The organism is Lysinibacillus sp. GW247-5R2A, assembly GCF_059424475.1.
The window spans coordinates 118,286-141,120 of record NZ_JBWKZL010000007.1; the positions used below are offsets into that span (position 1 = coordinate 118,286).

The window sequence follows — 22,835 nt, forward strand, 5'->3', positions numbered from 1 at the left end:
TTCAGCTTATGTGACCTTCTACTTGTTAAGTTTGAAGAAATTGAACCTCCTTATTTGGAACGGTCATATGCCCCTTGTGCTACTTCCATATAGTCTTGCAAGCCCATTTTTTCAATTGTATTCTTATAGTCATTCCATTTATCGAAGCTTTCTTTTCCTGTAATAAAGCTTGCTGTCATTTCATTTACATAGGTTTGAATGTCTGTTAAAACAGCGGACACTCGATCATTTTCTTCCACTGTGAAATTCAAGCCTGGAATAATATCTTCATCCTTCAAAGCATATGGCATAACTTGCTTGGCATTGTTAAGAGAGTTTTCCTTAGCCTCTGCTCCTTGGAAATACTTTTGCGTTACAATCCCAGGATAATAACCACCCGGCCATGTTAAATAATCGCTTATTGCTTGGTCTAAATTTTTGCCATCTGGATTATTCGTAATATTGTCGATATATTGAATTGTTCCATCCTCATTTTCTTCGTAAGTGACACCTTCAAAGCCCATAAAGAACATTTTAGCTCCCTCATCACCATATAAATGGTCAATCCAACGAACCATTGCTTCAGGATTTTTTGCTTTATCTGTTACTACAAACATCCCTAGATTCCCAAGACCATTAGACATGGCAGTGTATTGTCGATCCCCATTTGGTCCTTCTAATACTTGTGCACCCGTATAACCATCCAGCTTAAATAACTCTTTAGGATCTACTTCACTAAGCATGCCAAACGTTCCTTTGGCTGCTTCTGCTGCAAATTTTTGAGGCTCTGTCGTAAATACATCCTTATTAATTAAACCTTCTTTATAAAGCTTATTTAAATATTCAAGTAATTGTTTATATTCGTCGGTCGTTGGCACGAATCGGAATTCCTCAGTACCTTCTTTAAAATCTAAATTCAGATTCATCGTTCCTTGTTTGTTCAAGCCAAATGATCCTCTTAAGTAATTAATAATTTGATTCACACCATAACCCGTTCCCCAGCCTTGCTCATCTTGTAAACCATTACCATTCGGATCATTTTCTTTAAATGCCTTTAGTACTTTATACAAATCATCTGTTGTTTCTGGTGATGGCAAGCCTAGATGATCAAGCCATTCCTGGTTAATCCACGGCGCTCCAACGCGAAGTGATGAAAATTTCGGATCATAAATTGTTGGGAAGCCATAAATATTTCCATCTGCCATCGTCACACCCTGCTCGACAGATGGGTATTCTTCTAATAGCTTTTTAAAATTGGGTGCATATTGATCGATGTATTCATTCAACGGCAAGAATACACCTTGTTGACCGTATTTGATTAAATCTGTTTTTGAAAATGCCGATGCAAAAAATATTTCTGGATAATTCCCTGAAGCTAAAAGCAAGTTCTTTTTGTCCGCTAATACCTCCGTCTGAACAGTTGTCCAATTCATATGGATATTAGACATTTTCTCGTATTCTTCCCATAACATTAGTTGATTCCAATCCTGAGATGCAAAAAACTTTGCTGCAAAACCATCTACTTCAATTTTCTCCTTTGTAATCGGCATATCGGTCGCATTCAAATTATCGATATTTTCACTTTTCACTCCACTAGTTGCTTTATCATCCGAACATGCTCCTAGCAAATTTGTAGCTAACATTAGGCTTGCTACGATACCATAAACACGCTTTTTTCTCATTTCCACTTAAATCGCTCCTATTCTTTAACCTTTTAATGAACCAATCATGACACCTTTTACAAAATATCTTTGTAAAAATGGATAAAGCATTAACATTGGTAGGTTAGCAACGATTAAAACTGCGTATTTTAACCCTTCAACGCTAAGTTTTTGAGCTAAAAAGCTTTCTGACGTCGCTTGAATCATATCGTCAGCTTGTCCTTGAATTAATATTTGCCTCAGGATAAGTTGTAGTGGAAACTTATCTTGGTCTTGCAAGTAGATCAATGCCTGGAAATAAGAGTTCCAATGCCCTACAGCGTAAAATAAAACCATGACTGCCATAACAGGTAATGATAGTGGTAGAACGATACTCCATAAAATACGGAAGTTCCCTGCGCCATCGATCATGGCTGATTCCTCTAACTCATAAGGAATGGATTGGAAAAATGTTCGCATAATAATGATGTTCCATACAGCCACTGCATTCGGAATAATCATGACCCAAAATGTATTTATCATACCCAAATCACGGATTAATAGATATGTAGGAATTAGTCCCCCACTGAAAAACATGGTGAATACCATAAATGCCATAATAAAGCCCTTCCCTTTTAAATTTTTACGTGAAAGAGGATAAGCTGCACAAATGGTCATCACGATATTTAGTAATGTTCCAAAGAATGTGTATTTCAAAGTGTTGATAAATCCATTAATAATATCTGGATTTTGGAATACTTTTTTGTAAGCCTCCACTGTAAATTCCTTTGGCCATAGCCATAAATCCCCTGAAATGACGTACTCGGGATTACTAAGAGAAGCACTTAAAACAAAAATAAGTGGATACAAAACAACAACTGCTACGATTGCTAAAAAAATATAATTAAAGATAGTAAATGCACGATCGCCCTTTGATTCTTTCATGTCAATCTCTCCTTTACCATAAACTTGTATCACTCACTTTTTTGGCTATTCTGTTAACCATAATAAGGAGGATAAAATTAATGATAGAGTTGAAGAAGCCCACTGCTGCTGAAAAGCTATACTGTGCTTCTAAAATTCCGCTACGATAAACAAAAGTGGATATAACATCTGATGCCGACATATTTAAGTCATTTTGCATTAAAAATACTTTCTCAAAACCAATAGCCATGACAGACCCAACATTTAAGATGAATAAAATGATAATTGTCGGCATAATCGCAGGAATATTAATATGAATAATCCTTTGAAATTTTGATGCCCCATCTATCATTGCCGCCTCATGCTGTGCCGGATCTACGGCAGCTAAAGCGGCAATATATATGATGGAACTCCATCCCATCGTTTGCCAAACATCCGACAGTACATAGATGGATTTAAACCAGGCTGGTTCTGAAATAAAATCAATGGGTGTACCCCCAAACAGCATAATGATTTGGTTGATCATCCCATCTGATTTTAAAAATAGTAATAGCATCCCAACTACGACTACTGTTGATAAAAAATGTGGGGCATAAATGACTGTTTGTACAAATTTCTTAAAGCGAAGACTCTTCACTTCATTTAAAAGCAATGCAATGATGATTGGTACAGGAAAAGATATAAGTAACGTGAATACACCAATCCCAATTGTATTTTTGATTAAACGCCAAAAATAATAACTATCAAAAAAACGTTCAAAATGCTTTAATCCTACCCATGGACTCCCCGTAATTCCCTTTGTAGCAATAAAATCTTTAAAGGCAATTTGCAACCCATATAGTGGGTAATAATGGAAAATCAAAAAGTAAAGTATAACAGGGGCTAGTAATAAATAAAGCTCCCAATTTTTCTTGATAGATTTTTTCCACTCTACCAGGTGATTTTTCTTTACCTTTGATTGCTTTTTGAAAAAACGTTTTGTTTTAGAAGATTTATCCTCAACGGTTGTTTTATCTAAAAGCGTCATAACTACACCCCCTATTTATCAATGTTGCAGAATGGTAGATTCCTGCTTTATCTCAATAACCTTACCTCCGTTACGAATAGATTCTGTTGCTGCACAGCCCACCGCGACACTCATACGTCCTGCAAATGGCGTTGTCAAAGGTTTTTTATCGTAGAGGATGAGTTCTACAAAATCTTGGGCAATTTTCGGATCAGCTCCGCCATGGCTACCTTCCTCAGGCTTCATTTCATACACAACATCACTCAATTCCTCCCAAGAATTTGATTTACGTGTTTTTAAATAAATTTTATTATTGATATCATCATTTTCGAGACGCCCCTTCGTACCGATAAATGTATAATTTCGCGAATAGTCAGGTGTAAAGTGACATTGTAAATAAGAAGCCTTTATGCCACCTTCCAACTCCATCATGACCATATTATTATCCTCTACATCAATTTCTTCACGGAACGCACATTCTGTAAATGTATGGGCAACATATTCTGGACAAGTTTTTTTCTGATCACAGGTTGGACATGTTAATGTATTAGGTTGATTTCCACCGTAATAATCTAAGCTTCCAAACGCAGATACTTTCTGTGTATATTTCCCTGAAATCCAATGAATAACATCTAAATCATGTGAGCCTTTTTGAAGTAATAAGGAGGTTGTATTTTTTGAATTACCATGCCAATCGTGGTAATAGAAATAACCACCGAATCCAACAAAATGACGCACCCATATTGCCTTTAATTCTCCAATGGCCCCTGAATCGATAATGCCTTTCATCGTTTGATACATACTCATATAACGCATATTAAAGCCAACCATCAGATGCTTTCCTGATTTTTCCCAAGCATCTAATATTCGATCGCAGCCTTCCACCGTAATAGCTAATGGTTTTTCCGCATACACATGCTTACCCGCTTGTAAACAAGTAATAATATGCTCCTCATGTAAATAATCTGGCGATAAAACCGCAATTGCATCGATGTCATCTCTTGTTAATAACTCTTTATAGTCCTTTGTTAAAAATAACGGTGTATCAAATTTTTCCTGAAATTTTTCTAAACGTTCCTGAGAAATATCGGCTAATGCTACTATTTCTGATTCCCCATTAGGTTTATGCCAGTATTGTGCCAAGCCCCCCCTTAAGCCAGCTCCAATCACACCTATTCGTATTTTCTTCATGTTAGATCCCCCTCGTTTCATCCTTGTGTCTCTGTATTTCGTAAACGTTTGCAACAAAATTTATATTATCCGAAACAACACAACTACACGTCAACACGTTGTAGGTACAAGTTAATATATAATGAATATTCAAAAAATTTAACTGGAATAAATATATAATTCCAATACTTAGTATGTCAATACCCTAGATTATGGTTGCTTGAATGCACCAACTGCTATCAACATGAGTTGACCCATCCAAAAATTTAGAATATAAAACACTTCTTCAAGAGCTCAATCTACCACTCCTTTTGTTTAAAATTTTTTCTGACATGCTATATTCTTCAGCAGTACCCTAGCTACTTTAAATACAATCCCCCCTGTTTGACCTAAGCAAAAAAATATCTGAATTTAGGAGTTGACCTGACTCAAATATTATATTAGGAGCTTCTTCAGCTTCTTTAACTGAACGATAATGTTAATATAATTTTTAAGCGTAAAGATTAAGATGCTGGTATCAAGGACTTTACTATAATTGAGGTAGTAATTCTCGATCCTTTTGATAAACCCATTCCAACAGACGAAGTCATAAAATTGTATTCTCTAGACAAATAATATAAAACAAAGGGAGATGGTTTCTCTCAACTTAGAAACCATCTCCTTTTTTTACTTCAGTTTTCACTAGTGCCCGTTTATACCTCTTAGCGTAAACACTGAACATGCCGCTAGAAGTATGTAATGCCTGATTTTATTGCTTAGCTGGAATAAACCCAGCGGCTTTTGCTTCTTCTTCCGTACAGAACATCTCTTCTGCTATTGTATTCTCATAGTCCCGTTGCCCTGGCATATGATAAATTTTATTACCCTTGGAGTTAATATTTCCTTTGATATGGCAACTGCCCTTGTTGTTATTGGTATTCGATTTATCCTCAACTATGTTAGACGGATTTTCATTTTTTATAGCAGCATAATATACATCTTTATCGTATCCACGATTTGTTACATAGTCTTCAACTGACCATATCCCAATAGCTGACTGTTGTGCAGTTTTTTGAATCGATTTAAACCACTCTACATGCTTCGTATTTGGATCATATATATAGGCAACACGTGCTAATCCATTTTTCAATAACTGCTCCTGAACACTTATACCTTCTTTCGTATAAATATAGGCAAGTAGTCTTTTATATTTATCACGATAAGAAACGTCAAATTCTAAATAGACTGTATCCTGACCAGCTAATAGTTGCTTAGTAAATTCTTTAGCTTCTGGTCCGTACGGTTGCTCTCCTAATGTCTCATGATTAGTTTCTGGGGTATCCACAAGTAAAAAGCGAACTTTTTCAGAGCTACCGTTATATTTTATCCTTATTGTGTCGCCGTCAATTACACTTTCTAGTTCATATTCTTCAAACTTACTTACATCGTGTTTCTCTGCATTTTCTATCGTTGAAGATATTAGATCTCCTATATCTTCAGTCTTAATACTATTCGTACTAGTTTCTTCTGTGCATGCACTCAGAAGCAATATAGAAATCAATAAAACGAAAATAATTTTCTTCAAATTTACACTCTACTTTCTAATTTATATCCCCTGCAACTAAAAATCTCCTCAGTTAACTAATTTTTTCATAAATGGTTGCCTTCACCCATTGCAAGATTGCTCCTTAATGAATGAAAAGCCTTCAGTCATTGTAACAACTGAAGACTTTTATACATATATTTATTTAAATATTAAATATAAAACAACAGCCAAAATAATTGTTCCACTAGTTATTAGCGTTTTAATATCTGATTGTTTCACTTTTATCTCCCTCAGCTATTTATTTACACTAATCATAACATGTCCTAGCCCTTTTTATATAGATTCAAAATTATTCTAAACAAAAAGATTATGTACAGTAACTACATAATCCCCTTGTAACAAATATATATTTTTTTATAATTCTTTGAATGTTTTAAAAGACTTTCATTATATACAACTACATTTTATTTATGCAAAATAAATAATGTAGATATTCCATCCTATGCATTAATATAGTTTAATTAAAGGTTGTTCATTTTCAGCGGAAACCTGCCAAATGTCTCTATTGTACTATAATATGACAGCCATCATATTGAAACGGCAACCCAATGATTTGGAGAAACTTCTACAAGCTGGCTATTTTCTACCTCGTAGTGAACTTTCACGTCGTCTGTATTTTCCGCATCACTATATTTTTGCTTTTCAATCGCTGGATCGGGAATTGGTATGGACTGTAATAAGGCACGTGTATAAGGATGCTGAGGATTAGCATATAGCTCCTCACTTTCAGCTAATTCTACAATTTTCCCCGCATACATAACTGCTACCCGATCACTAATATGCTTCACCATCGATAAATCATGTGCAATAAATAAATACGTCAACCCAAGCTTTTGTTGTAATTCCTTTAGTAAATCCACAATCTGTTTTTGAATGGATACATCTAAGGCTGACAAAGGTTCATCACAAACTATAAAATTAGGCTCAACCGCTAATGCTCTAGCAATCCCTATACGTTGTCGTTGACCTCCAGAGAATTCATGTGGATAACGCATAGCGTGTTCTTTCTTCAAACCAACAAGCTCAAGCAGTTCCTCTACCCGTCCCAGTCTTTCACTATGTGATTTCACTAGACCATGAATATCAAGTGCTTCCCCAATAATATCCAAGATTTTTTTACGAGGATTTAATGATGAATAGGGATCTTGGAAAATAATTTGCATATGGCGGCGCATCGCCTTTAACTGCTTTTTCGTTAGTCTCGTTACAGGAATCCCTTGATATAAAACTTCTCCATGAGTAGGCTGATGAAGCTGTAGAATTGTTCGGCCCGTGGTAGATTTACCTGATCCTGATTCGCCGACTAAGCCTAAAGTTTCCCCTGGAAGTATATGGAACGATAAATCATTGACAGCTCTTAATGTTTGCCCTTTGCCTAAAGAAAATTCCTTTGACAGATGTGTGACTTCGATCAAAGGTTTATTTGGATCAATATCTGGTTGGATATTTGAAATTTCTTTTGGCTGCTTTTTTTCATGTAGCTTTGGTAGCGCATTCAATAATTTTTGGGTGTATGGATGCTGCGCATTCGCAAAAATCTCTTCCGTCGTACCCTGTTCAACAATTTCTCCTTCTTTCATGACAATGAGGCGATCACACATACCAGCAACGACGCCTAAATCATGTGTAATTAATATAATAGATGTGCCCATTTTCTTTTGCATATCACGCATCAATTTCAAAATTTGGGCTTGTATAGTTACATCCAATGCTGTCGTTGGCTCATCCGCAATCAGCAGTGACGGATTACATGCAAGTGCCATAGCAATCATTACACGTTGTCGCATACCACCTGAAAATTCATGTGGATATTGTCGATAACGTTCTTCTGCATCCCGAATGCCAACAAGTTTTAATAATTCAATGGTTTGCGTATAGGCTTCCGTCTTTGACATGGATTGATGCTTGATTAAACTTTCAGCCACTTGATCTCCTATTCGTATGGTAGGGTTTGTAGATGTCATAGGATCCTGAAAAATCATACTAATATCTTTCCCACGAATTGTTTCCATTTGTTTTTCCGCTAATTCCGTTAACTCCTGACCTTTGAACTTAATAGTGCCAGATTTTAAAAATGAAGGTGGAGATGGTAATAAGCGCATAATGGAGCGTGCCGTTACACTTTTCCCACTCCCAGACTCACCTACAATTCCAAGTGTTTCACCTTTATTTAAATGGAAGCTTACATCTTTTACAGCTTCAAACTCTGTCTCCCCAGTAAGAAAGGAAACACGAAGATTATTGATTTCTAAAAGCTTTTCGCTCATTCGAATCATCCTTTTTAAAATTAGTATTGACTTAATTTCAAGCATAATCCATACTTTCTAAAATTTGTGATGGTTTTACTTTTATATGTATAACCCATCTTTTTTTAAAAATTTGTGATTGACTTACTTTCGAGTATAATCCATACTTTACAATACTGATAGGAATTATACAATATAGTGTTGAATATTTTATTAACGCTTGGAGGAAATGCATGGTTACTTCAAAAAATTATTTAAAACCTAAGGAATTTACGTTCTTTTCTATGGTTTATCAAAAACTAATGCACCAAAAGCCTTACAATATACTACTTTTCCTTTTAAGTATTTTAGTTCATCCATTTACATACTTTATCTATCGAAAAAGGAAACATTCAAATACGTATGACCAGGCTTTTGAATTACGTAGTCAGTATTACTTGAAGAATGGTTTATTTGCCCAATGGCAGCAATCTTTTGAACAACAAGAAATAGCAAAGGCTTCATTTTTTCAAGAAGCAGTATCAGCATCGCAAATACAGCAAACTGCTAATGAATTAGCCAAGAAAAGGCTTCAGCAGCAAGTAGATCACGATTTACAAAATGAAGGTATACACCCATTAACGTATAATCAATTTTTTAATCAGCAACTGAAAAACAAATATTTTGTAGCTCTTACCTTTCTACCAGCTGTTTTATTTTATGTAGTGCTAATCTTATTTGCGAACCCATTTTTGCAATTTATCATTGAAAGAATTTTACAAAGCTTCATTGTCATTGTGGGTGTGGCAACATTAGTGTTTACAATTTTGTATCTATCACCTTTCGATCCCGCCAGAAACTTACTCGGTGTTGAGGCGACAGCAGAGCAAATAGCCAACTTTAATCGCATTCATGGTTTGGATCAACCTTATTTATCTCAATTATGGCATTCACTTTCTGGCCTATTTACTTTTGACTTAGGCACATCCTTTGCAGGGAAAGAAGATATTACGCACAGTATTACAAATAAATTTCCTGTCACACTTGAAATAGCCGTATTATCCCTGTTAATGGCAATTGCTATCGCCATTCCAGTCGGTATTATTTCGGCGGTTCGTCCTAATTCGTATTTGGATTATACGTTTATGTTTATTGCTTTAATTGGTTTATCTATTCCAAGCTTTTGGCAAGGTTTAATTTTTATTTTAACGTTCGCGTTAAAGCTACAATGGTTTCCAGCGACCTATAACCCCCAAAATTGGTTATCCCTGATCATGCCAGTTATCGTCTTGGGGACATCCATTACGGCATCCATAGCTAGGATGACAAGGTCGAGTATGCTTGAGGTGATCCACGAGGATTACATTATTACAGCTAAAGCAAAAGGCTTGAATGAGTTTAAAGTAATTTCAAAACATGCCATTCGTAATGCCATGATTCCAATTATTACGGTGATTGGACTTCTTTTTGGAGGTATGTTGGGAGGCGCATCTGTTACAGAAAAGGTATTCAATATTAGTGGGATTGGTAGCTATATTGTCGATAAACAATTTATTCCTGATATTCCCGCAATCCTTGGAGGCGTTGTTTATATCGCTATTACGATCTCCATTGTCAATTTATTGATTGATATCATGTATGCCTTTTTTGATCCACGCATTCGCTCGAAAATGAAGAAGTCTTAAAGGAGGATCACCTGTGAAAAACATCTTACATGTCAAACTACTTTTGAAGATTACACAGGAATATGTCAATTCTCATTTTACTTTTGTCTTTTCCTTACTGTTTTCTTTATTGTTTCTAGCCTATAGCTATAATTTTTCTACCCATAGCTGGCGACCAATTGTTCTACTATTCTTTGTTATTTATGGCATTACTGCGATCTATGTGGCTTTTGTAAATTTACGAATAAAAAGAGATTTAGCAAAGTTTGGGGAGATCCAAAGAGGTACTCGTATTTTCGGCTATCCATTATTATTAACCGTTCTTTCTGGCAATATTTTTTCTACATCATTTGCGTTTATGCTTGTGTCCACTAGAAAGACTGCTGAATATACGTTTGCTGCCTATGCCTTTATTACACAATTATTCATCATTGGCATTGCAGCATTGAATTTATTTAAGCCCTATGTAACAGATACCTTTTTACTGGCGATGGGTGTTTTCCTCATACTTGCGCTTATTTATATCGTGATGACCATACTATGCGTTAAGTTTGTCACACCGACAGCGGCTCCAAGATGGATGCTTATCCCAGGTATTTTATTACTATTGGCTACTTTCACAGGTAATCTATTTGCTACATTACTAGGTTATAGCCTTATTCAAAAGGCTCGAAAGGCAAACCCCTCTTCTATTGAAAAGTGGCAAAAAATATGGGAGAAAATTTTACGAAATACGATGGCTGTATTCGGGCTATTTTTCATTATTTTTATGTTTTCATTGTCCGTCACAAGTACTTGGACTTTTGACTATGACTTTGCTACAGAAAATAACTACGGTGCCCTGCTGCAAACACCATCATTAGAACATCCTCTAGGCACAGATAATTACGGGCGAGATTTATTTTCCCGTATTGTATTTGGGGCACGCATTTCATTAATCGTCGGATTTTTCTCAACGATTATTCCTGCGTTAGTCGGAGGCACGTTAGGGGCATTTTCCGGCTATTACGGAAAAACAACTGACAATGTCATCATGCGAAGCCTAGATATTTTATATGCTATTCCGGGCATTCTGTTAGCCATTGCTATTATTGCTGCATTTGGTGCTAATACGATCAATCTCATTATTGCACTTAGTGTTGGGGCAATTCCAACCTATGCACGTACAATGCGGGCAAATGTCATGCAGCTAGCAAATTTTGAATTTGTGGAATCTGCCCGAGCTTTAGGGGCATCTGATGCGGCTATTATTTTCAAGCACATTGTCCCTAATTCATTAGCACCTATGATTGTTAAAGCAACACTTACAATTGGTGGAGCTGTTATTTCAACAAGTAGTTTAAGTTTTTTAGGGCTTGGTATTGAGCCACACATTCCCGAATGGGGCAATATTTTAAAGGTTGGTAGTACGTACCTGGAAACTCATTCATATGTTGCGATTTTCCCAGGTCTTTGTATTATGCTTCTTGTCCTCTCCTTTAACTTCTTAGGAGACGGTTTACGAGATGCTTTAGATCCAAAAACAAATTAATTGGAGGTACCTATGAAGAAATTACTTGTATTTTTATTCGTCGCAGTATTAGCTTTAGCTGGCTGTGTACAGACGAAAACTGACGTAGAAGGAAGTAAAGATTCAAAAGATAGTGACAAGAGCGATGGTAAAGTAGCCATTGAAGTATTAGGCATGGCCGCTTCTGAAGAAGATATGAATATTGTTCGAGACCAATTAGTAAAAAACGGCTTTGATGTAAAGCTTAATATTCAACCAGATTACGGTTCATTCTCTGCCCAAAAAGAAGCAGGAAACTATGATCTTGCCCTTTCAAGCTGGACGACAGTAACAGGGAACCCGGACTATGCTGTTCGTGGATTATTTAAAACGGGTGGAGATTACAGTGTTGTTGCAGATTCAAAATTAGATGCCCTAATCGATGAGGCGAGTACATTAACTGGTGAAGAAGCAGCAGCTAAATATAAAGATTTAGAGCAATTACTAGTATTCGATCAAGCTTATATTGCGCCTTTATATATTTCCAATAAGTATCAAGGGATCTACTCGGAGTTAGTAAATCCTAAAACTGTACATTTACCAAAATCTCGTGCGCAAGTATGGGAAAAAATCGAATTTAATGATTCTGCTAAAAATGCGACTGAACCATTAATTTTACATCAAACAATTAATTCTCTTACTTCGCTAGATCCGATTAAGGGAAATGATGGTTCCATCAACACATTAAATACAAATATGTATGTTCGTCTTGTTAATTTAACAAACACGGATGACGTTGTTTCAGATGGTTCATTATCTTATAATCATGTAATGGCAGAAGGCAATCAAGACTATTACTTCATTTTACGCGATGATATTCATTTCGCCGCAGTGAAGGATGGCGCAGCTGTCGATACAGGTGATTTAGTATCTGCTGAAGATGTGGTCTTCTCATTAAACCGTGCTAAAGATGCTAATTCAGTACCAGATCACCGTACTTATAGTATCCATGAAAATATTGAAACAGTAGAGATTGTTTCAGATTTAGCTGAATTACAAAATAAAAAAGTATCTGGCTCTGATCAATCAGTTCTCGAAGCATTATCACAAAGCCTCCCTGCCTCTGTAGCGCAATTAGCAAAAGACAAAGGGTCTGTTAACAATGCTTCTGGTTCATACCAAGTTGTTAAAATTACAACACCAACACCATTCCCGCAAGTGTTAAACTATTTAGCACACCAATCTGGTGGTATTGTATCTGAAAAACAAGTAACAAGTATTAATACGTATGATGTAGCTAACTATGACCCTGACAAAGATATTGCCTATGGTGATCAAGCTACAATCACTGAAGGATCAGCAACTTTCAACAATCAACTGTATGCAAGTGGTCCTTATATTTTAGTAAAGAAAAATGATTATGAAGCACAATTTGTGAAAAATCCTGCCTACCGTGCTGGTAGTGAGTATGAACCAAAAATTTCGAAAATCAATGTTCGTTTCATTTCTGATGTTGACAGTGCTTTATCAGCATTACGTAATGGAGAAATACACGTTCTTCAAACAGTACCAGAAACAAAACTGGATATTGTGAAAGCTGACGATAAATTAACATTAAATACTGCCGATAGCAATGCTGTTTCTTACTTACAAATGAATACATCTGGTCGCGCAGTTTCAGATTCAGCTGACTTACGTAAAGCGATTTTGTACTCCATCAACCAAGACGAGTTCATTAGCTATTACCAAGGCAATAAGAAACCTGCTGTATCAACTGTATCTCCTTTAGTTGACACAGGGTTAAAACTTGAAGCCGATAGCGAAAAAGTAAAAGAATTTTTAAAAGCCTATAATGATAAAAAGTAATAAAGGGATTTTTTAAAAGAATAAAATGACAAAAGCCATTGAGAGTAAAAATTCTCGATGGCTTTGTCTATCCTTCCCCATATTTAAGAAAGTTCATTTTTTATAGTAGAAACTCATTTTATATTTCATTATGTGATTTTGGCTTTGGTCCTAGCTCTTCTGGCTCGATATCCGCAAATGTCTCGCCCTCTTCCTCTAAATCACGCATACGGTGAGCAATTCGTGATGCTGCTGAAGCCGCGATACTGCCAACTAAATCATCTAAAAACGTGTTAACATGATGCCCAGGCTCAGTATCTAATTTTTTAATAATGCCAATTTTTTGCTTGTCTAAATGACCAAATGTGGTTACTGCAATGCTGCCATATGTAAAAACAGATCCTAGTGCGATTGTTTCGTCCACACCAAATAAACCTTCATCAGATTCTATAATTTGCTGTAATGGTGATGATAATAATTTTTTCTCAGCTAGCTCATCTAATTCAATTCCTACTAAAAGTGCATGTTGCACTTCTCGTTTACGCAGTACACGCTCAACCGAATGAACACAATGATCCAGTGTTAAACCTTCATTATAGGTTTTTTGCATTTCGTAAACAATTTTTGCGATATCCTCGATCGCCACACCTCTACGAATTAACGCGGCATGTGCTGCCTTCGCTACTTCATCAGAGTGCACACGAATACTTTTATTATGCATAAGCTACCCCTCATTTCGATTTTATTGCTAGTATAGTGCTAGCCCAACCTATTATACCTTTACTTTCGTAATATGGTACAATTTTGTTACAAACATAAGAAGGAGTGTCATCATTGGATAAGGGAACAGTACAGGATTTAACATTCTATAGTGAGGCATTACAGGAAGAATTACAGCTCTATATTTATGTTCCTGCAAATTATTCTCCACTATATAAATACAATATTCTAATCGCATCAGATGGTAAAGATTATTTCCAGCTTGGTGGTATTACAAAGCTAGCTGATGAACTGATTGATGACTATGAAATCGAAAATTTAATTATTGCTTTTGTTCCATACAAAGATATTAACGATCGACGTCATAAATATATTCCTAGTGGTGAGCAGCATGAAGCTTATCTCCGCTTTTTAGCACATGAGCTAGTACCTTATTTAGATAATGAGTTTTCCACGTATCAAATGGGTATGAGTCGTGGAGTAATTGGAGATTCGATGGCTGCTACAGCTTCCTTAATGGCTGCATTAAAGTATCCAAGTATTTTTGGCAAGGTCATTCTTCAATCACCATACGTGGATGATGACGTTTTGAAGGCAGTCGAAAATTTCAAAGATCCAGCAGCCATTTCTATATACCATATAGTTGGTAAGGGTGAAGACCAAGTAGTGACTATGGATAAATCTGTGAAGGATTTTTTAACACCTAATCGTCAGCTCCATGATCTTATGATCCATAAAGGGTTCTCTATATTTTATGACGAGTTTGATGGCAATCATACATGGAAATATTGGAAACCAGACCTTCGCCGTGCATTAATTGAAAATTTTAATTAATGTGAGTGATTAAATTACGAAAATTGGATTTTCTGATATACTTAAATAGAAAAATTGTTTATTTACGGGAGGTAATGGACTATGAAGTACGGTATTGTGGCATTTCCATCAAAAAAATTGCAAGATTTAGCGAACACTTATCGCAAACGATATGATCCTCATTTTGCGAAGATTACACCGCATATGACGTTAAAAGACAGCTTTGATGCGTCTGAAGAAGAAATTCAAACCATCGTTAAGCAATTGGATGACCTTGCTGCTAAATATGCACCTTTAAACATTCATGCATCACGCATCAGTTCGTTTTTCCCTACAACCAATGCCATTTATTTCCGCATTGAACCAACTGAACAATTAGCTGCTTTCCAACATGAAATCCAAGAAAATATTTCTTATGGAGAAACGAAGCATGTATTTGTACCTCATATTACAATCGCTCAAAAAATGTCGGATTCTGAGCATGACGACATCTTTGGTCAATTACGTATGACTGGTGTAGATGAAAAAGATACAATTGACCGCATTCATCTTCTATATCAATTAGAAGACGGTTCATGGACAACATACGAAACATTCCGTTTGTCTGGAGCTGAGTGATGATTGTATAACGTTAAGATTGTTGAAACAAAGCAAGAACATGACGATGCGTTTACTGTACGAAAAAAAGTATTTGTTGAAGAGCAAGGCGTTCCACTCCATTTGGAATGTGATGCTGAAGATGCAACTGCAACGCATTTTATTATGTATGAGGACGATGAGCCTGTAGGAGCAGCGCGTTTACGTAGTATTGAAAACAATACAGCAAAAATTGAACGTGTTTGTATTTTACAATCTCAACGTGGTAAAAAACTAGGGGCTTTACTAATGAAGGAAATGGAGAAACACGCCATTTCTATCCCTAAAGAAACATTGAAGCTTCACGCGCAAAGCCACGCGATTCCCTTTTACGAAAAGCTTGGCTATGCGGTAACTTCTCCAGAATTTCTGGATGCTGGTATTCCGCATCGAGCAATGGAGAAAAGAATTTAATGAAAGGGTGTTACGATATTGTTCAATGTCGTAACACCCTTTTTTAAACCAAAATCCGCTTGCCACCATTTATCTACTCTATCGTAACAAGCTGCTTTGCCAAGTAGATATGCCATGCGCTACTTCATCATTTTAGTGATTTTATCGAAATCTAGTGATGCTCCATCTTGAATAATAGATTGTACTAATTTATCTTCTAGCTCTTGTGTAATCGTTCTGTTAGATATCTTAGCAACACGTCGTACGATTTTTCTTACTTGTTTTTCACTTGTAAAATCCGCATGTTGAATGGCATTGGCTAATGCGAAGATTTCATCCATCGAAACACCTGTTTTTTGCTCAATTGAATTAAATAACGAGCGATGCATGTTTTCCCTCCTATCATTAAAACTCAATTTAACCTTGCGACTTGCCCGAAGCATTCACAAATGGTGGAGGCCTTAACTTTATTTAGGTATGTGAACCATCTAAATAAGAGTTAAAGCCTTTACAATATGTTCATCAAATTAGATGTAAGTAGCGCCAACAATAATTAAAAGAATAAATAGAACAACAATTAGAACAAATGTTGAACCATAGCCAGAGTTGTTGCCTCCACAATAACTATAGTTATTGCCTCCGCAATAGCTATTGTTCCACCCACCAACATTATTTCCATACGGTTGTGAGGACCAGCCTTGATATCCCATAAAAGCACCCCTCCCTTCTACAACCTATAATATGTTTAGGTTGTAGAAATGGGAGGGGTATTCGTCTAGTCGATATTTCCTTTAGGCTTAAAAATTAATGCACCAATAAAGGCAAAAACAATAGCAGCACTAATACCTGAGCTTGTTACTTTAAACATTCCTGTTAAGACGCCAACCAGTCCATGTTTTTCTGCCTCAGCCATTGCCCCGTGTGTTAAAGAATTACCAAAAGAGGTAATAGGTACGGTAGCTCCTGCGCCAGCAAAATTAATTAATGGCTCATATAACCCCATGCCATCCAATATAGCACCGAGGACAACGAGTGTACTTAATGTATGGGCCGGTGTTAAATTACCGACATCCATTAATAATTGGCCGATGACGCAAATAATGCCTCCAACAATAAATGCAAATACAAATGTCATTACCATAATATATGCCTCATTTCATTGTAATTTCGATGGCATGTGCCGTACATGGAATCGTCTCACCTTGTTGAAACGATAATGGAGACAATAATGCCCCAGTTGCCACTAGTAATACACGCTTATAGCTACCCGCTCGCATCTGCTGAAGAACGTAACTAAAAAAAACAGCTGCTGAACAGCCAGCTCCACTTGCCCCTGATTGAAAGGATTCATCTTGCCCATAAAACTCAGCACCTGCATCGCGTAAAAGAGTTAGTTCCTCATTTTTCACACCATTTTCAACAAGCATTCCCTTCAAAAGCTTTAACCCAAGCTGACCTAAATCGCCCGTTAAAATTAAATCGTAATGATAGATTTTCTGATTTCGTTGTTGTAAATGAGATTGAATCGTTTGAAAGGCCGCAGGTGCCATGGCAGCACCCATATGGAAAGGATCATCCATGCCGTAATCCACAGACTTTCCAATTGTGGCAGCTTCGATGGAAGGATACTCTTCACGGTGTTTACCGATTAGCGCATAGCCAGCAGCCGTTACAGTCCATTGAGCAGTTTGTGGCTTTTGTGCACCGTAATTGATGGGATAACGAAATTGACGTTCTATCGCATTATGCTGACTTGACGCACCGGCTAATGAATAATTAGCAGCACCTAATTCTGTTAAAAGACAGGCAATAATGACGGAGGAAACAGAGGTGGCACACGCAGAGAATAGTCCAATAAATGGGATTTCTAAGTCTCTTGCTGCAAAATTGGTCGGTGTCATTTGATTGACCAAATCTCCACCCATTAAATAATCAATATCTCCACCTTGTACATTCATTTTCTTCATGGCCGCATCACAGGCTTCTTCAATCATTTTACGATGCCCCTGTTCATTGGTTTTCATTTGCCAACGTTCATCATCATACACAGCATCAAAATACTGACTAAATACACTTCGGTTCTCTAACGGTCCTGCTACAACTCCACCTGCTAATAGGGATGGTTTCGATTGAAAAACAATTACCATGAAACCACTCCTATCATCACGAAGATATATTTAATAAGTGCTACGAAAAAGGCTGCTACTACACCAAATAAAACCACTGACCCTGCTAGCTTAAATAAATTACCGCCAACTCCTAATACTAAGCCCTCTGATCTATGCTCGATGGCTGCGGAAATAACGGCATTACCAAATCCAGTTACTGGCACTGATGAGCCTGCCCCAGCAAATTGACCCATTCTTTTATATAGACCAAGCCCTGTTAACAACATGGCAAAGAACACCATGGTAGCTACGGTTGGATTACCAGCTGTCGCTTCTGTAAAATTGAAGAAAATAATATAAAAAAGGGACACAGCTTGGCCAATTGTACAAATAAGACCGCCGACAAAAAACGCCTTTGCTATATTCTTTATATATGGAGGTTTTGGTGTCACATTTTGCTCCAACTGCTGATATTGCTCTTTTTCCATTTATGTCTTCTCCTTTGCAAGCTCTTTAAGTTCTTTAATTTTATCGCTCAATTTATTATCTTCAATCTGATCCTTTTTTATTTTATTGGCTTCATAAAAAATTTTATAATCAGCTGAGACAAAAACATCTTTATTTGGATATTTCTCATCAAATTTTTTCTGCAACTTTTTCTCTAACTTAGTCTTTTTCCACTTTTCCCATGGTTTAATTTGTACTGCAACAAGCATACTATCGTCATAATGGATAACGGTTGAACGCTCCACATAGTCCTCTTCTTTTATAAGGGCCTCGACTTCACTTCCATTTTGGGATGGACCGTAGACGATAAATTTTTCTTTTTCAGCACAACCATTTAACAGCAAAACGACTAAGAGAGGTAACGTCATTCCAAGTAGCCTCAAATTTTACCCTCCTTTTCTTTAAAGTTTCTCCACACATAAAAAAACTATTCATAGATACAATAGCCCGAGTCCAAATTTGAAAAGCACATATTGTAGAAGTAGTAACAAGGAAAGGAGGTGACAATATGGGTTGTGGTAAGCCAACAAATCCTATTGGACCAATCCATTCAGCAGGCTGCGTTTGTGACGTAGTGCGCGCTATTTTAGATATTCAAAATCAAGCGGTGCGAGATGAGTGTTCTCCATGTACAGCTAACTGTTTCTTAGAACCACTAGGCGGGATTGTTAGTCCTGCTCGCTCTCAAGCAGATACACGTGTATTTATGTTAATTACAAAAGATGGTACTCCTTTCAAAGCATTCTTTAATTCCCCAACTGCAGATCCTTGTATTTGTACATCCGTATTCTTCCGCGTTGAAGATATGTTTGATGAGTGTTGTGCGACTTTACGTGTTTTAGAACCTCTATGTACATTCGATTCTAGCGAAAGTACAGTAGATTTATTAAGTCGTGACGGCTGTTGCGTAAATATGAAGAAGATCTGTAAAGTGGATGATTGGAACTCAACAGATAGCTGTATTACTGTAGACTTATCTTGCTTCTGCGCTGTACAATGTATCGCTGATGTTGACTTAGGGATTTGTGACTAATTTCTTTCACCTTTGACACACACACATAAAAAAAAGTGTACAGCATCCTCTGCTGTACACTTTTTTTATAATGATGGTAATTGTCTTCCTCGCCAAAGAACTTGTTTTATATCTTCAAAATAAATGATTTCCTGTGTTTTTAATTCTAATGAGGTAAGCATTAAAGAATCATTTTGTACATCTGAAGCAGAACCCGTTAATTTTCTACCATCTTTCAAACAAACTAAAAGCGGCTGATAGGCTCGCTGACGAAATGGCTTTTCTAAAAATTGAAGTTGTTTTAGTAAATGCGGATCCACTTCCACATCTTTTACAACTTCTTCTTCTTCTTCAACCGTTTCATCTACATAAGTATTGTCCTTGACGTATACTGATGTACTTTCATCTAAATCAAGTTCATGCAGCACCTTAGAAATATTTAAAAAATACGATGGTGATTTTATAAACAAGCGTGGTTCTTGACCCACAATACTCACTTCCCCTTTTTCCATACAATATGCGAAAGTGAGTAAATTGGTTCTTAGCCTATTTGACTTAAGAAAACTGTTGCTAAACCTAAATAAATTAAAATACTTGTAATATCATTTAAAGTTGTAATAAACGGGCCAGAGGCAACAGCTGGGTCAATTTTTAAACGGTGCATTAACAAAGGTATAAATGAACCAGCCAATGTCGCAACTAAAATCGAGCCACAAAGTGCAGCACCTACTAACATCCCGAGTACTAGTTCTTGTTTCCAAAAATAAACGATACCAATGACAATTAACCCGCAAACAATTCCTGACATTAAGCCTGTGCCCGCTTCTCGTAGCAGTAACTTTAATTTACTATGTTCTTCTACATCACCTGTAGCAATACCTCGAATAGCTACGGCCAAAGCTTGTGTTCCACTATTCCCCGATGTTCCTGAAATTAACGGAATAAAGACTGCCAATAAGGCAACCTTATCTAAAGTATCCTCAAATTGCCCCATTAAATTGGCTGTTAGCATACCTAAAAATAGTAGTACCACCAACCATGGCAAACGTTTTCTAGCAGCTTGGAGTGGTGTGACATCAAATTTATCCATATCGGAAATACCGGCTAGCTTAGAGTAATCCTCAGATGCCTCTTCATCAATAACGTCGATAATATCATCGACGGTAATAATCCCAAGTAATTCACCTTTATCATCAATAACAGGTGTCGCTAAGAAATTATAATCTTTCATTATGTGTGCGACTTCCTCTTGGTCATCTCCTACATGTACCATAACGACACGTTCATTCATAATTGAACGAATAAGTGTATCCTCTTCAGCAATAATTAAATCTCTTAAAGAAATAACACCCGTTAAACGGTGCTCTTCATCTACTACGAAAATATAATAAATGGTCTCAGCATCTGGTGCCTCTTTACGTAAAATGGCCATTGCTGAACGCACTGTAGAGTTTTCTGGAATAGCGACATATTCAGTTGTCATAATGGACCCAGCTGTATATTCATCATAGCTTAGTAGCTCATTAATTTCTTCAGCCGTTTCCTCATCCATCATTTCCAGATAGCTTTCACGTTGCTCCAGATCTAGTTCATTTAAAACATCGGCTGCATCATCTGCATACATATGAGAAAGCATTTCTGCCCCATAGGATGGTTCCATTTCAGCTAGATACGCTTTATACTCATCATCTTCAATATCGATTGCCTCAAAAATATCAGCCATTTCTGTCGGAGACAAGAACGAATAGATGATCTTCCTTATATCAGGTTCCACCTTTTCGTAAAACGTTGCCTGATCATATGGATGAAGTTCTAAAAACTCATCACGGAATGCTTCAATATTATGTGCTTCGAGCATACCTCGTAAATGTGCTTCGTCAAATTGCACATCATCCTTTTCATTTCTATCCTCTATCATGCTTGTCCCCTCCTTCCGAGCTATCCATCATTGTTACGGGCAATGCCGTAAATCTACCTTCTATATAATAGAGCGAATTAACCCCTTCTGCAAACCCTTTTTTGTTTATTTCCCTGAGGATTTACATGGCCTTCTATATAATGGTATTCCTTCCTATAAAAATCGTGATGTATTCTATTTTACTATACCCTATATTTGTACTGGCCAAATGAACAAGGTGTAAAGAACCCTTGATTTACTATCAAAAATGATAAGGAGATGCCCGTTGTGCGAACATCTCCTTATCATAATATTAAAAGGAAGATCCTTTAAGCAAATTTTGCATATCTTCATTTAGCATACTTGTGAACTGCAAATGTTCACTTGTTAAGGGATGTGTCATATTTAAGGATACACAATGAAGTGCCTGACGGTCCATATGAAGTCGACTTCCTCCATAAAGTTCATCACCAACAAGTGGGTGACCTAACGACGACATATGTACACGAATTTGATGTGTACGTCCTGTATGCAATTTAAGAGCTACATGTGTCATCGGTTCAGCCCCTAAATAAAAACGTTGGATGACGGTTACATCCGTATGAGCATATTGCCCATCCTCACGTACTTCTCGCTCAATAATGCTCGTTGCTTTACGCCCAATAGGTGCCACGATTGATTGGCTATCCTGGTCAACATGCCCGTGGACAATTGCCTCATATTGCCTTGAAATCTCGCCATTACGCTGAGCCAAGCCTGTCAAATGATGAATATGTGCATGCTTGGCAATACAGAGTAAACCTGAAGTATCTCGGTCAAGTCTCGTTACGATATGAGCAGTGGACGCTAATCCTTGCTGCTCAAAGTAGCCACAAACTAGATTGGCAATACTTTTGTTTGGGTGTTCACGTGAGGGAATGGTACTTTGATGAGCCGGTTTATTTAACACCAAGATTGTATCATCTTCATATACAATAGCCAAATCGCCATGCTCGATCATAAGCCCCTCACTCTTTTCCTCAGGAGGAAATGTCACTTCCACACAATCATCAACTTGAAGGGCATATCTCACATTCCGTTCGATCCCATTCACCGTTAATAACCCTCCATCGAACTTTATCGCTGTTAATGCTCGTTTTGATATACGCCATTCTTGTAGAGCTTCTCGTAATAATTGGCCTTCTTTCTTAGCCATAAAGCGCAATGTAAATCTTGAATCCAT

Annotated in this window: 23 protein-coding genes; 7 read left to right on the forward strand and 16 right to left on the reverse strand. The window is 36.9% G+C overall.

Going from position 1 to position 22,835, the window contains the following annotated elements:
- Positions 1-50: 50 nt before the first annotated feature.
- The 6 genes from AC07YC_RS12335 to AC07YC_RS12360 form a co-directional block, all read right to left on the reverse strand.
- Positions 51-1,661, reverse strand: coding sequence for an extracellular solute-binding protein (locus AC07YC_RS12335; protein ID WP_494919583.1), 1,611 nt, complete (start codon positions 1,659-1,661; stop codon positions 51-53).
- 24 nt (positions 1,662-1,685) lie between these two features.
- Positions 1,686-2,564, reverse strand: coding sequence for a carbohydrate ABC transporter permease (locus tag AC07YC_RS12340; RefSeq protein WP_494919542.1), 879 nt, complete (start codon positions 2,562-2,564; stop codon positions 1,686-1,688).
- A 13-nt stretch (positions 2,565-2,577) separates the two neighbouring features.
- Positions 2,578-3,570 carry an ABC transporter permease gene (locus AC07YC_RS12345; RefSeq protein ID WP_494919544.1) on the reverse strand — a complete coding sequence of 331 codons (993 nt, stop codon included), beginning with the start codon at positions 3,568-3,570 and terminating at the stop codon, positions 2,578-2,580.
- 18 nt (positions 3,571-3,588) lie between these two features.
- Positions 3,589-4,740 (reverse strand): Gfo/Idh/MocA family protein, encoded by a 1,152-nt coding sequence (locus AC07YC_RS12350; protein WP_036123436.1) that lies wholly within the window; start codon positions 4,738-4,740, stop codon positions 3,589-3,591.
- Positions 4,741-5,467: 727 nt separating this feature from the next.
- Positions 5,468-6,283, reverse strand: a complete 816-nt coding sequence (locus tag AC07YC_RS12355; RefSeq protein WP_336636244.1) for a thermonuclease family protein — start codon at positions 6,281-6,283, stop codon at positions 5,468-5,470.
- 548 nt (positions 6,284-6,831) lie between these two features.
- Complete coding sequence (locus AC07YC_RS12360; RefSeq protein ID WP_494919545.1) at positions 6,832-8,571, reverse strand: ABC transporter ATP-binding protein; 1,740 nt, start codon at positions 8,569-8,571, stop codon at positions 6,832-6,834.
- A 212-nt stretch (positions 8,572-8,783) separates the two neighbouring features.
- Between AC07YC_RS12360 and AC07YC_RS12365 the strand changes: the two genes are divergently transcribed.
- Genes AC07YC_RS12365 through AC07YC_RS12375 form a run of 3 tightly spaced genes read left to right on the forward strand, consistent with a single transcriptional unit; the run spans position 8,784 to position 13,548 of the window.
- Positions 8,784-10,214, forward strand: coding sequence for an ABC transporter permease (locus tag AC07YC_RS12365; protein ID WP_336636242.1), 1,431 nt, complete (start codon positions 8,784-8,786; stop codon positions 10,212-10,214).
- Positions 10,215-10,227: 13 nt separating this feature from the next.
- A complete protein-coding gene (locus AC07YC_RS12370) occupies positions 10,228-11,724 on the forward strand; it encodes an ABC transporter permease (RefSeq protein ID WP_494919546.1) in 1,497 nt (498 codons plus the stop codon).
- A gap of 12 nt (positions 11,725-11,736) precedes the next feature.
- Positions 11,737-13,548 (forward strand): ABC transporter substrate-binding protein, encoded by a 1,812-nt coding sequence (locus AC07YC_RS12375; RefSeq protein WP_324729991.1) that lies wholly within the window; start codon positions 11,737-11,739, stop codon positions 13,546-13,548.
- A 118-nt stretch (positions 13,549-13,666) separates the two neighbouring features.
- Here AC07YC_RS12375 and AC07YC_RS12380 read toward each other — a convergent pair whose 3' ends face one another.
- Positions 13,667-14,248, reverse strand: coding sequence for a phosphatidylglycerophosphatase A family protein (locus AC07YC_RS12380; protein ID WP_008174245.1), 582 nt, complete (start codon positions 14,246-14,248; stop codon positions 13,667-13,669).
- Between the two features lie 113 nt (positions 14,249-14,361).
- On the opposite strand from AC07YC_RS12380, the gene AC07YC_RS12385 reads away from it, so the two are divergent.
- From AC07YC_RS12385 to AC07YC_RS12395, 3 genes are all read left to right on the forward strand, one after another.
- A complete protein-coding gene (locus tag AC07YC_RS12385) occupies positions 14,362-15,081 on the forward strand; it encodes an alpha/beta hydrolase (RefSeq protein WP_069480143.1) in 720 nt (239 codons plus the stop codon).
- 81 nt (positions 15,082-15,162) lie between these two features.
- Entirely contained in the window at positions 15,163-15,678 is a 516-nt protein-coding gene (locus AC07YC_RS12390; RefSeq protein ID WP_402796275.1) for a YjcG family protein, read from the forward strand.
- A gap of 3 nt (positions 15,679-15,681) precedes the next feature.
- Positions 15,682-16,110 (forward strand): GNAT family N-acetyltransferase, encoded by a 429-nt coding sequence (locus AC07YC_RS12395; protein ID WP_494919548.1) that lies wholly within the window; start codon positions 15,682-15,684, stop codon positions 16,108-16,110.
- Between the two features lie 119 nt (positions 16,111-16,229).
- Here the strand turns inward: AC07YC_RS12395 and AC07YC_RS12400 are convergent, their stop codons facing one another.
- From AC07YC_RS12400 to AC07YC_RS12425, 6 genes are all read right to left on the reverse strand, one after another.
- The gene (locus tag AC07YC_RS12400) at positions 16,230-16,478 is read right to left on the reverse strand and encodes a stage VI sporulation protein F (RefSeq protein WP_324729988.1); all 249 of its coding nucleotides are present in this window, start codon (positions 16,476-16,478) and stop codon (positions 16,230-16,232) included.
- A 138-nt stretch (positions 16,479-16,616) separates the two neighbouring features.
- On the reverse strand, positions 16,617-16,799 hold the full coding sequence (locus tag AC07YC_RS12405) for a YjcZ family sporulation protein (RefSeq protein WP_012292972.1): 183 nt from the start codon (positions 16,797-16,799) through the stop codon (positions 16,617-16,619).
- A 65-nt stretch (positions 16,800-16,864) separates the two neighbouring features.
- The gene (gene spoVAE, locus AC07YC_RS12410; RefSeq protein ID WP_008174255.1) at positions 16,865-17,224 is read right to left on the reverse strand and encodes a stage V sporulation protein AE; all 360 of its coding nucleotides are present in this window, start codon (positions 17,222-17,224) and stop codon (positions 16,865-16,867) included.
- A gap of 16 nt (positions 17,225-17,240) precedes the next feature.
- A complete protein-coding gene (locus tag AC07YC_RS12415) occupies positions 17,241-18,236 on the reverse strand; it encodes a stage V sporulation protein AD (RefSeq protein ID WP_036225980.1) in 996 nt (331 codons plus the stop codon).
- On the reverse strand, positions 18,230-18,685 hold the full coding sequence (gene spoVAC, locus AC07YC_RS12420; protein WP_008174259.1) for a stage V sporulation protein AC: 456 nt from the start codon (positions 18,683-18,685) through the stop codon (positions 18,230-18,232). Before spoVAC ends, AC07YC_RS12415 begins: the two co-directional genes overlap by 7 nt.
- Positions 18,686-19,087 (reverse strand): YhcN/YlaJ family sporulation lipoprotein, encoded by a 402-nt coding sequence (locus tag AC07YC_RS12425; RefSeq protein ID WP_225316259.1) that lies wholly within the window; start codon positions 19,085-19,087, stop codon positions 18,686-18,688. It lies immediately after the preceding gene.
- A gap of 125 nt (positions 19,088-19,212) precedes the next feature.
- On the opposite strand from AC07YC_RS12425, the gene AC07YC_RS12430 reads away from it, so the two are divergent.
- Complete coding sequence (locus AC07YC_RS12430; protein WP_008174263.1) at positions 19,213-19,737, forward strand: CotY/CotZ family spore coat protein; 525 nt, start codon at positions 19,213-19,215, stop codon at positions 19,735-19,737.
- Between the two features lie 65 nt (positions 19,738-19,802).
- Here the strand turns inward: AC07YC_RS12430 and AC07YC_RS12435 are convergent, their stop codons facing one another.
- The 3 genes from AC07YC_RS12435 to AC07YC_RS12445 all read right to left on the reverse strand — a co-directional run bounded on the left by AC07YC_RS12435 (position 19,803) and on the right by AC07YC_RS12445 (position 22,835).
- Positions 19,803-20,228 (reverse strand): hypothetical protein, encoded by a 426-nt coding sequence (locus AC07YC_RS12435; RefSeq protein ID WP_036123427.1) that lies wholly within the window; start codon positions 20,226-20,228, stop codon positions 19,803-19,805.
- A gap of 29 nt (positions 20,229-20,257) precedes the next feature.
- Entirely contained in the window at positions 20,258-21,634 is a 1,377-nt protein-coding gene (gene mgtE / locus AC07YC_RS12440) for a magnesium transporter (protein ID WP_336636238.1), read from the reverse strand.
- Positions 21,635-21,926: 292 nt separating this feature from the next.
- On the reverse strand, positions 21,927-22,835 hold the full coding sequence (locus AC07YC_RS12445; protein ID WP_494919584.1) for an RluA family pseudouridine synthase: 909 nt from the start codon (positions 22,833-22,835) through the stop codon (positions 21,927-21,929).